The following is a 12,247-nucleotide window of genomic DNA, read 5'->3' as shown; positions in this document are numbered from 1 at the left end:
TACCTCTTTTGAAAAATATTTATTAGATTATAGAACTGAAAAAAACGAATGTCAACCTTGTCATTCTCATAAGTTGACATTCGCCAAAATCATTATTAATGATGGAACAGTCTCATTCCAGTAAAGCACATAGCCATTCCACGCTTATTGGCTGTTTCAATAACCTGATCATCTCTTACAGAGCCACCAGGCTGTGCTACATACTTAACACCTGACTTGTATGCTCTCTCAATATTATCTCCGAATGGGAAGAATGCATCCGAACCGATTGTTACATCAGTATTACCTGCAAGCCATTCTTTCTTTTCCTCAACAGTGAATACAGATGGTTTCTCTGTGAATACTCTCTCCCAGTCATTGAGAATATCTTCATATTCATCACCAATATAGAGGTCAATTGCATTATCTCTGTCAGCACGGCCCACACCTTCCTTAAATGGAAGATTGAGAACCTTTGGATTCTGACGCAGATACCAGTTATCAGCCTTCTGACCTGCAAGCCTTGTACAATGGATTCTTGACTGCTGTCCTGCTCCGATACCGATTGCCTGTCCATTCTTAACATAGCATACAGAATTAGACTGTGTATACTTAAGTGTGATAAGAGCAATAATCATATCAATCTTAGCTGATTCAGGGATTTCCTTGTTCTCTGTTACAACATTTGATAAAAGCTCCTTATCAATAACGAACTCATTTCTTCCCTGCTCAAATGTTACTCCAAATACCTGCTTTCTCTCAATTGGTTCAGGCTTATACTCAGGGTCAATCTTAATGATATTATAGTTACCCTTCTTCTTAGCCTTTAATATCTCAAGTGCCTCCGGCTCATATCCAGGAGCAACAATACCATCTGAAACCTCATGCTGGATAAGCTTTGCTGTAGCAACATCACATACATCTGATAATGATATGAAATCACCGAAAGATGACATTCTGTCCGCACCTCTTGCTCTTGCATATGCACATGCGATTGGGCTTAATTCTCCGATTGCTTCATCAACCCAGTAAATCTTCTTCTCAACATCTGTAAGAGGTAGTCCTACTGCAGCACCTGCTGGAGATACATGCTTGAAAGATGTAGCTGCTGGAAGTCCTGTAGCCTTCTTTAACTCCTTAACAAGCTGGTATCCGTTAAATGCATCAAGGAAATTAATATATCCTGGTCTGCCGTTAAGAATCTCTACAGGAAGGTCACTTCCGTCTTCCATAAATATTCTTGAAGGCTTCTGATTAGGGTTACATCCGTATTTTAACTGAAATTCGTTCATATTCTTTCTCCTTAATTACTTTACATTCTTGTTAATAATTCTTGTTTCGTATTCACCTGTAGCAATATCAATATATCTTACAAAAAGTGAAACCTTGTTATCTGCATTAAGATTATCCCAGATCATCTGTGTGAATTCTTCAATATCACCTGATATCTTAACCCATGTAGGTTCTCCCTCATAGCTTGGAAGTGGATTGCCATCACCCATATATGTATGGATATAATGTCCTTCTCCTGCAAATGCTGCATCATATGTATATGTGTGTCTTTCACAGATGTCAGGATTGCCATTGTGGCTCTTTAATATAGACATTGCATATGAATATTCATCATTCTCAATATGAAGCACACTTGAGATTCTTGGTGTATAGTTAGGAGCATCATGCTCATATTTTCTTACTCTTAAAGATTCTTCAAATGTCTTACCTTCTGAAAGACCGTCATAAACCGTATCAGTCTGGTCTCCATTAGTAACAATAGTATTATTGCCAAGTACTCTTACAGGGGCATAGATAATAAGCTCTGGTGCAACTAAAAGTGTTGATGGGTCAAAAGCTTCTGTTCTGATTCCCTCTCCGTCCTGTACAAATACACGGTTACGGCTGCTCTCGCTTCTTCCCATAATAAAATAAGCTGAAACTGCCTTCTTACCATCCTCTGACATACCAGCAATAATTCCTCTGCCCGGATAAGCGCATCCTGATAATTCCTCTGAAAGGTTCTTAATTGTCATAACTGACCTCCTGTTAAAATGTTTTGACTGCGTTCGCTATTCATTGCTCTTTTGTGCTATTCTCATCGCTACTAATTTGCCGCATGCGGCAAATTCAAAAGACCGTCTGGGAACGCAGCTTATAGCTTAACGTTGCCCAGGCGGTCGGCTTTTCTTAATATATACTGTACTCCCTGTGGGTTATCCCACAATGCACTTTATGCATCTTCCGCCAGTTGTACAGCTCTTATTAATAACATACAACAAAAAGAACTAAATTGCAACACCATTCTTTTTTAGAAGTTCTCTTGCTGATTCAACTGAATCAACACCTGTTGCATTCTTAATTGGTGCAAATTCTTTTTCTCTTACTACCTCGAATGGCAGACAACTGTCAAGCTCATGAATCATATCAAGCACAAGACCCTCGAACTTATATCCGTTAGGCTTTTCAGGCTTGATTAAATTACCATTGGCATCAATATATGGAATCTTCTTCTCAACAATATGTAATGGAAGATTCTTTCCAACAATTCTTTCAAGATCAGAAACCCTGAACAGATAGTTAAGAATAACACCGAAATTATATGCTGGGTCGCCCTTTGAATTCTTGGCATCCATCATCTCTTTAGTAAGTTCATAATACTCAACAATAGAAGGCTTGCCATCTTCAAGACACATAACGCCAACCTTCTCATCAGGAGCTGCCTTTCTTACAACCTTAGAACCAACTGCACAGTGCTTTTCAATTGTAGCACCGATAAATACAGGGTCTGCAATTCTCTGAAGAACATTATCAACAGCAAATACATTAAGCCACTCAATTCCATTATTCTCAAGAACCTCTGTTAATCCAGCCTTCTTTAAAGAGATATACCAGCCGCCATTACCATTAGGTGATGTAGCCATTCTTCCCTTCTCTTCAAGGTATATCTTACCTTCATAATCAGTAGCTGCTGCCATCTCCTGCTTGAAGAAATGTACATATTCACTCTTATATCCGAAGAAATCCTTTTCTTCAAAGAAAGAAACTGTAGCATCATTATTCTTCTCACTTGTCATAACAAATAAATGTATATATGTTGCTGTCTCTTTAACAACATCCATAAGATTGTTAATAAGACACTCAAATATATAAAGTTCCTTGTTAACACCTACATTATACATTCCCTTAGGATTATCAGAACCAAGTCTTGTTCCCATTCCACCTGCAAGAAGAATTGCTCCAACTTTTCCAGCTTTAATTGCCTCTACACCTGTATTCTTAAATGTATCATAATTAGCTTCTATCTCATCCAGTTCCATTGCATCAAGAGGTGTAATCTCACCTTTCTTAACAAGCTCAGACTTATGTTCAATTGCCGATAAAACTTCCATATCAGTCTTATCAATCTGCTCAAGAAGTGCTGTCTTCTCATCATCTGATAATTCATCATAATATCTTAATATCTGTTCCTGACCGTACTTTGAAAGCTTAAGCTTTGCTTCTTCTAAATTCACTTTAATTTCCTCACTTATCTAATAGCTTATTGTCTGACGACATCTTTATAATTCTAACACATTAATAGTTTCCTAGCAACTTAATAGATTCAGCTTCTTCTTCAATGCCTCTTAATGCATTCATAACTCTTGGATCATCAATATTACCGGCAAAATCAACAAAGAAACGGAAATTCCATCTCTTTCCCTCTACATTACCCTCAATTGGTCTTGATTCAATCTTATTCATATTAAGCCCATTATATATAATATGGCTTAACAGATTATAAAGAGTTCCGGCTTCATTAGCTGTTTCAAACACAACACTCATCTTTTGTGCATTCTTAACAAACTTTCTTGTATTAGTAACAATAACAAATCTTGTTGTATTGCCTTCCTGATCTGTAATTCCAGACTTTAAGATATCAAGACCATAAAGCTCTGCAGCTTCCTTACTTGCAATAGCAACATGAGTCTTATTATGCTCCTGAAAAATCATCTTTGCTGCAAGTGCTGTATTAGCCTGACTGATTCTCTGCCAGTCCTTGTGAGTATCTAAGAATCTGTCACACTGCATAAGTCCCTGTGGATGAGAATATACAGCAGTTACATTTTCAAGGTCAGTTCCCGGAAGCCCTAATAACAAATGTTCAATCTTAACATAAGTCTCTGCAATTATGTAATTATCATATTCCTGTAACAGATCATACACATCCGCAACAATTCCTGCGTTGGAATTCTCAATAGGAAGAACTGCATAATCAGCTTTCCCCTGCTTAACTGCTTCCATGCACTCTCTCCATGTAGGAACATTGAAATTATCAACATCCTTGCCAAAGAAATTAATCATGGCAGCGTATGAATATGCACCCGGAACCCCCTGATATACTACCTTGCAATCTTTCTTATTAATCTCATCAATAGCCTCATATGGCTCTCTTAATGTCTGTCCCATCTTTTCAAGAAGCATATACTGATTCTTTCTTGAGTTAGCCATAATCTGTGCAAACAAATCATCAATAGCATGAACATTATCAGGATTCTTAACAAGTTTCTTAACTGATTCCAACTTAGCTTTCTCTCTTGCCGGATCAAGAACCTTCTTACCTGTCTCAATCTTATATTCTGCAACCTCAGTTGTCAGTTTCATTCTCTCTTCAAACAACTCAACAAGCTGGCTGTCGATTTTGTCAATATTATTTCGTATCTCATTCAGATCTAACATATACTTCTCCTCTTTAAAGCGATGTATTGCTTTTATTGTATCACATTTTTAATGATATGCAATAAATCTGATTCCGATATGCACAAAAATTCCCGCACAATCGTGCGGGAATAAATATATCTTACTCTTCAGTTTTCTCTTCTTCAATCTTAATTGAAAGTTCATCAAGCTGCTTAGCATCTACAACATCAGGTGCATTAGTAAGGAGACAAGTTGCATCCTTTACCTTAGGGAAGGCAATAACATCTCTGATTGAATCTCTCTTAGCCATAAGCATTACAAGTCTGTCAAGGCCATAAGCAAGTCCTGCATGTGGAGGAACACCATACTTGAATGCGTCAAGCAGGAATCCAAACTTTTCATTAGCAACTTCATCTGTAAGTCCAAGTGCCTTAAACATTCTCTGCTGAACATCAGCCTGATGGATTCTTACTGAACCACCACCGATTTCTGTTCCGTTAAGAACAATATCATAAGCCTTTGCACGAACTGCACCAGGATTAGTCTCAAGCATATCAAGATCCTCATCCATAGGCATTGTGAATGGGTGATGCATTGCAACATATCTTTCTTCTTCATCTGACCATTCAAACTGTGGGAACTCTGTTACCCATAAGAACTTATAATCAGACTTATCAAGAAGTCCCATCTGACCTGCAAGTTCTACTCTTAAAGCACCTAGTACATTCCATACAATCTTATTTCTGTCAGCAGCGAATAAAAGAAGATCCCCTGCTTCACCATCCATAGCCTTAACAAGGGCATTCATCTGATCCTCTGTCATAAACTTTGCAAATGATGACTTATATGAACCATCTTCGTGAATTGCAATATAAGCAAGACCTTTTGCACCATATCCCTTAGCAAAATCAACAAGTGCATCAATCTTCTTACGAGGCATGCTTCCCTGTCCCTTTGCGTTGATTCCTCTTACAGAACCGCCATTCTCAAGTGCTCCCGTAAATACTCCAAAGCCACAATCCTTAACAATATCTGATACATTCTGTAATTCCATACCAAATCTTAAATCAGGCTTATCAGAACCAAATCTGTCCATAGCTTCCTGCCATGTCATTCTCTGTATTGGAAGCTTTACATCAACATCAAGAACTTCCTTAAAAAGGTATGCAAGAAGTCTTTCATTAACATCGATTACATCATCAACATCAACGAATGATAATTCCATATCAATCTGTGTAAATTCAGGCTGTCTGTCTGCTCTTAAATCTTCATCTCTGAAGCATCTTGCAATCTGCATATATCTGTCATAGCCAGAGCACATAAGCATCTGCTTAAAAAGCTGTGGTGACTGTGGAAGTGCATAGAACTTGCCTGGATGAATACGGCTTGGTACAAGGTAATCTCTTGCTCCCTCTGGTGTAGACTTAGTAAGCATAGGTGTTTCAATCTCTAAGAACCCTTCCTTTGCAAGGAATGCTCTTGTAAGAGTTGCAACCTTACTTCTCATAATAATATTAGACTGGATATCAGGTCTTCTAAGATCAAGACATCTGTACTTAAGTCTGATATCTTCCTTTGTCTGGATATTCTCCTCAATTGGGAATGGAGGTGTCTCTGACTCAGAAAGAATTCTTAAAGTCTTAGCAGCAATCTCAATATCACCTGTCTTTAAATTCTCATTAATAGCACCACTTCTCTTAACAACTTCACCCTCAACAGCGATTACGAATTCATTACGAAGTGTATATGCCTTATCAAAACCTTCCTTACCAATTATATTCTCGTCAAAAAGAATCTGAAGAATACCGCTTCTGTCTCTTAAATCAACGAAAATAAGTGCACCAAGATTTCTTCTCTTGGCAACCCAACCCATAACAGTAACCTTCTTACCAATATCAGCCGATGAAACCTCTGTACATCTGTGCGATCTCTTTAAGCCAACCATTGACTCTGCCATCTTACTTTACCTCTTTCCTGTAATTAATTACTAATCTGCGAGGATAGAATATCTTCGAGAGTAAGACTATCTAAATCTATCTTACTATTTCTTATTATCTCAAATGTTTCTTCCTCGTGAATCATTCGCTGAAACTCAATAAACACCTTCATATCAAGATTCTTAATCTCTTCAATAAGAATGTTCACAGCCGTATCAACATCAAAAGCCTTTCTATACGGTCTGTCTGATATCAGCGCTGCAAATTCGTCTGCCACCTTAAGAATCCTTGCTCCCAATGGAATACCTGTTCCCTTAAGATTATCAGGATAACCACTTCCATCATAACATTCATGGTGCCAAAGAACAACTTTCATTATATTATCCGAATACTCATAATTTTTCAATACATCAAAGCTGATTTTAGAGTGCATTCTCATATATTTCATCTCTTCAACCGATAATTCGACTGAATTTCTGCCATATAAGTATTCTGATAATTTAAGTTTTCCAATATCATGCATCATTCCGGCAATTTTAAGCTCATAACATTCCTCTTCATTAAGCCCCATGCGCTTAGCAAGCTGATATGTCAAATTAGCCACAAGAACACCATGCTCTATACCATTCTTATAATCGTTAAAAATGTACTGTAACTGCTCTGCATCACTAATCTTCGTATTATATCCCATGTACATTCTCCTGCTTAATGTCAATTATTAACGCCATGATGAGACATCGGCGTTGTTGATGTTATCGGTAAAAATGTATATCCTTCCGATAATCCCCATTCAATTATCTGTTCAACAGCGTCAACACTGAAATTCTTAATATCATGCTGTAAAACTATTGATACATTATTGCTCTTAATTCCATCAATAACATTGTTTACTACCTGTGAAGTGCTTGTTGTTGCTCCGGCATCTCCACTTGAGACATTCCAGTCACAGTATCTGAATCCGTGCTCCTGCACAGCACATACAAGCTGACTCATTATTCCTCTGCAATATCTTCTACTTATAGTATTAGATGAACCACCCGGAAATCTCACAATATCAGCACTCTTTCCTGTCTGTGCAATTATTATATCATTCATCTCATTCAGGTCATCAAAATACGCATCAATACTTTGATATATTCTCGCATAATCATGTGATGCTGAATGTATGGCTACAGTATGCCCTCTCTGCGCTTCCTTTGCAATAAGATTCTGATAATCCGGTTTTCCATTAGTTACAAAGAATGTTACTTTCACATTATATCTGTCAAGAATATCCAGAAGCTTATCTGTATATGGTCCCGGACCATCATCGAATGTCAGATAAACAACCTTATCACCCGGATTAACAACATTATCCGGCATAGGCATATATACCTTAATCGTTCTTTCTGCTCTCGCTTCATTACCTGAACTGTCAGACACTGTGTATGTTATAGTATATCTGCCTGTATTCTCAGTATCAACATCTCCAGATACACACACCTTATCCGTAACATCCCCATCACATATATCAACCGCAGAATATCCAGGTTCTTTATATTCAGATCCTTTCTTTACATAGTAAACATCTCCACCATCAAGAAATATACCTGGTGCTGTCGTATCTACCACATGTACTATTCTTTCTGCAAATGCTTCATTACCTGACGAATCCTTTACTGAATATACAATCGTAGTATCACCGACTATTCTTGTATCTATCTGTATATCAGCCTCAACCTTATCAGTTATATCTCCATCATAGTTATCATTAGCACTAAAGCCAGCATCTTCATAAGATTCACCAGCTTCGATAGTAACGTCACTGTCACATGCAAGACTGATAACTGGCGCCTGTGTATCCACAACATCTACAACCACATTTTTAGAAACATGTTTCTTCTTTCTTGAAGCGACAACCTTTATCTCATACTTTCCAAGCTTTGTAACATCTACATCTCCTTCGATTTCAATATCTGTTTTGTCCTTCTCATCAAATAAATGTCTCTTAGTTGCTGTCTTAATAACTGATTCATCAAAATCGCTTCCATATTCAACAACTATAGTATCGGGGCATCTTATCTCAATCTTACTATCCCTGACTGATTTCACTATAAAAACTATAGTCAGTATAATAAAAATCATAACAAGACCTGTAATCAGACCTTTTGCCCATCTTTTCTTCATATCAATTACCAGCTTTCTCATTTGAACATAACATTGTATGGGTATTATACTTCTTTAATGCATAATAAGCCAGTAAAATCATTAAGAAAATCAAGCTATTTCGATAATTCTTCCGGTTCTCGCATTGGATCTGTGGGAAATTGATATAACTGTTCTGTTCTCACTTACCCTGTTCAATGCTTCAAGTACATTTTTCTCAGTATCAGCATCAAGATTAGCTGTTATCTCATCTAGCAGAAGCAGTTCAGGCTTTGCTGCTGCAGCCCTTGCAATTGACAATAACTGCCACTGTCCCTGTGAGAAATCTTCCGGCTTGCATATAGTATCATAGCCCTTCTCAAGCTCCATGATTGCATCATGAATACCTGTTGCCTTAGCTGCTTCAATTACATCTTCATCAGTAATTGATACATCATACAGTGTTATCTGGTCTTTGACAGTTCCTGGAACCATATGAAAAGTCTGCTCAACATATCCATATATTCTCCTCTTTTCACTATCCGGAATAGCCGTAGCCTTCTGACCTGCAATTGATACGCTTCCTTTATCCGGCTCGTAAAGCCCAAGAAGAAGCTTGAATATTGTACTCTTTCCTGTACCTGTTCTTCCCGACAGAGTAACCTGCTCGCCCTCCTTAACAGAAAAACTTAAGTTCTCCACAACATTTTTATCATCATATGCAAATGTTACATTATTGAAATCGACAATCACATCACTGTCAGCTTCCATGGCTGTATTCTCTGCAATGTATGAATCCATCTTAACTGATAATTCATCCATCTCGAAAAATTCATTTATTCTATGTACTCCGGCTATTGCTGACTGTATAGTCTGAATCTCCATACCAAGGCTCTCAACAGGAGCAAATATCTGTGAAATATAATTAATTACCGCAACTGCTGTACCTGCTGACATGCCAAAAAATGCAAGCACTGTCTGGTTACCTGATGCTGAAAAAAGCATTACCACAGCAACAACAATTGCATTGAGAGTAAGAATCACAGGTGAATATACTGCATCATAGAAATTAGTTTTCTCAACTGCTGCGTAACTTTCACATATATATTTATCGTATCTTTCTGCCATATAATTTTCCTTGCCAAGTGTATGTATTGTTCTTATGTTGTGAAGAGTTTCCGGCACATGTCCTGATGCTCTTCCTACAGCTCTTCTGTTCTCAATCTGTGCTGCCAGCGTATTCTTCTGTACAATTCTTGTGAATACGAACAGGAATGGAAGAATAACAAGAAGCACAATGGCAAGTCCCTTATTCTTAAACCATATAACAGCAACTATACTTATTATCTTACAGGCATCAGCAAACATACTGATAATTCCTGATGTAAACAGATTCTCAACTGTATCAGCATCACCAACGAATCTTGAAACAACAGTTCCCGGCTCCTGACTTGTAAGACCGCTTGTTGTAAGACAGCTATACTTATACATCAACGCACTCCTTAATGAATGTGTAATCTTCTGTCCGAATACTGTAAGAAAAGTTTCTCTTGCACTCTCCATAAAACCGGTTACAAGAAGAAATCCGAAATACATAAGAAGCATATAAAATGTGGGCATTGTACCTGATGCAACTGTATCAATAATCTTTGCAAGAATAAGTGGTGGAAACAGTGCCATTACAATTGCGCCAACAACAGTAATTGCAATTCCTGCTGTAAGCATCCACTTTTCTTTTATTGTGTTCAATATAACTCTGCCAACACTTTTATTCTTCATCAGATGCGCCTCCCTTCTGTTCATTATAAAGAACCGCATACTGTGGGCATTTATTCATAATCTCATCATGTGTACCGGCTATGGTTTTTCCGTTCTCCAACCATATAACCTTATCCATCTGTGGGAACAGATATAATCTGTGTGAAATAAGAATCACAATACAATCCTTTGTGTATTCTTTAATATTAGCAAATATCTCTCTTTCAGTGTCCTTATCAAGTGCTGAAAATGGATCATCTAATATAATTAACGGCTTCTTATGACAGAGTGTTCTGGCAAGTGCAAGTCTCTGTGCCTGTCCTCCTGACAGTCTCACGCCTGTATTACCAACATATGTTTCCTGTCCGTTTTCCATCTCATTTACTTCTTCATCAAAGCATACCGCCTTAAGAAGCTTAGCCACATCCTTATCATCACCCATCATAATATTATTCTTAACTGTATCGTTAAACAATTCCGGGTCATGGCCCAGATATGCTACAAGCCCTGCCTTTTTCGCATCATCAAGTTCTGAAAGTTCATTGCCTGCAATCTTAATGCTTCCCTTATATGGATATTCGCATAAAAACACCTTTCCAAGAGTTGACTTACCACATGCAACAGATCCCGTTACTCCGATTATGTCACCTTTTTCTGCTTCAAATGTTACATTTTCGAATATATCATGGCCTCCCGGATAAGCAAATGTAAGTCCTTTTACTTCAAGTGAGTCACACTTTACACTGTTATCCTCATTTTCATAATTCTCATACTTCATAAGCGGTTTAATTCTCTTCCACGACACCTGTGCCTTATGTACTGCATTAAACAGCTTTGCTGCATGTGAGGACTTCTTAGAAAGCTTTGCAAAGCATGATACATATGTAGCTAAAATAGCAATATCCCAGTTTTTCCAGCCTGTTCCCAGAACATTTCTGCTTCCAAAATATAATATAAATATAACTCCGGCAAGTGCTATAACCTTGTATATCGGAGGAAATGCTGTTCCCCATATATTAGCCCTTACTGCCGACTTTTCATAGGCTGTAAGATTATCTTCATACGCCTGTTTTCTTTCCTGCTCACAGCCATATACGCGGTATGTAACTGCATTTTCTGCTCTTTCAAGCGTTGCTTCACTAAGCATTCCTGACTGTACCTTATATTCTGCACCTGTCTTCTGTACAACAGTCTTCATCTTCTCTGCAATAATATAAGATATTGGTGGAAATATCATACATATAAGCCCAAGTCTCCAGTCATAGAAAAGAAGCATTCCAGCATATGCTGCCAGTGCAACACCCGTATCAAATATCTCAGTTGTGAACTTTCTCATCCCTTCAGCACAATCATCAACATCCAGGATAGCTTTGGTAAGAATGTCTCCAGCTCCTTCTTCCTGCAGCTGCGGTCTGCTCTTATGTACAAGGCTGTTATATAGAACCTCTTTCATGTTCTTATTAACATTATTAGCGAATCTTCTTACATAGAATCTCTTGATATACCTTGATATCTGCACTACTGCAATTGCAATCACATAAAATATTACAAGAATAAGCATATCTGTAAATGTTGATTTCCCACCAAGTATATTAACAAGACAGCCAGTCATTCGTCCTTCAAACCACGGACCTGCAAGAAGTCCGAGATTGTATATAAGGCCAGATATCGTTATTATCAGAAGTATATTCCACTGGGATTTAAAATAATATGACACCCTGTCGGTCATAATATTGTTCCTTCCTGTGTTACTCATCTTCATCATCCTCTGTTTATCT

9 protein-coding genes and 1 riboswitch are annotated in these 12,247 nt (G+C 37.8%); all 9 genes read right to left on the bottom strand.

From position 1 onward, the window contains the following. Positions 1–95: 95 nt before the first annotated feature. Complete coding sequence (locus DW963_RS06850; protein ID WP_117914543.1) at positions 96–1,271, bottom strand: phosphoribosylaminoimidazolecarboxamide formyltransferase; 1,176 nt, start codon at positions 1,269–1,271, stop codon at positions 96–98. Positions 1,272–1,286: 15 nt separating this feature from the next. Then, on the bottom strand, positions 1,287–2,006 hold the full coding sequence (locus DW963_RS06845) for an IMP cyclohydrolase (protein WP_117914541.1): 720 nt from the start codon (positions 2,004–2,006) through the stop codon (positions 1,287–1,289). Between the two features lie 127 nt (positions 2,007–2,133). Then, positions 2,134–2,235: riboswitch (ZMP/ZTP riboswitch) on the bottom strand. Positions 2,236–2,258: 23 nt separating this feature from the next. Beyond that, a complete protein-coding gene (locus tag DW963_RS06840; protein WP_117914539.1) occupies positions 2,259–3,485 on the bottom strand; it encodes a UTP--glucose-1-phosphate uridylyltransferase in 1,227 nt (408 codons plus the stop codon). 61 nt (positions 3,486–3,546) lie between these two features. Next, positions 3,547–4,689, bottom strand: coding sequence for a bifunctional chorismate mutase/prephenate dehydratase (locus DW963_RS06835; RefSeq protein WP_117914537.1), 1,143 nt, complete (start codon positions 4,687–4,689; stop codon positions 3,547–3,549). A 121-nt stretch (positions 4,690–4,810) separates the two neighbouring features. After that, a complete protein-coding gene (gene aspS / locus DW963_RS06830) occupies positions 4,811–6,607 on the bottom strand; it encodes an aspartate--tRNA ligase (protein ID WP_117914536.1) in 1,797 nt (598 codons plus the stop codon). A gap of 23 nt (positions 6,608–6,630) precedes the next feature. Then, the gene (locus DW963_RS06825; RefSeq protein WP_117914534.1) at positions 6,631–7,278 is read right to left on the bottom strand and encodes an HD domain-containing phosphohydrolase; all 648 of its coding nucleotides are present in this window, start codon (positions 7,276–7,278) and stop codon (positions 6,631–6,633) included. A gap of 20 nt (positions 7,279–7,298) precedes the next feature. Then, complete coding sequence (locus tag DW963_RS06820; RefSeq protein WP_117914695.1) at positions 7,299–8,753, bottom strand: polysaccharide deacetylase family protein; 1,455 nt, start codon at positions 8,751–8,753, stop codon at positions 7,299–7,301. A 90-nt stretch (positions 8,754–8,843) separates the two neighbouring features. After that, positions 8,844–10,490 (bottom strand): ABC transporter ATP-binding protein, encoded by a 1,647-nt coding sequence (locus tag DW963_RS06815; protein ID WP_117914532.1) that lies wholly within the window; start codon positions 10,488–10,490, stop codon positions 8,844–8,846. Further along, complete coding sequence (locus tag DW963_RS06810; protein WP_286169133.1) at positions 10,480–12,225, bottom strand: ABC transporter ATP-binding protein; 1,746 nt, start codon at positions 12,223–12,225, stop codon at positions 10,480–10,482. Before DW963_RS06810 ends, DW963_RS06815 begins: the two co-directional genes overlap by 11 nt. Positions 12,226–12,247 lie beyond the last annotated feature (22 nt).

The sequence above is a fragment of the Eubacterium sp. AM46-8 genome (genome assembly GCF_003466705.1).
Lineage (GTDB): Bacteria > Bacillota > Clostridia > Lachnospirales > Lachnospiraceae > Lachnospira.
The sequence above is the reverse complement of the archived record's forward strand: the minus strand, read 5'-3'. Positions and strand labels throughout refer to the sequence as shown.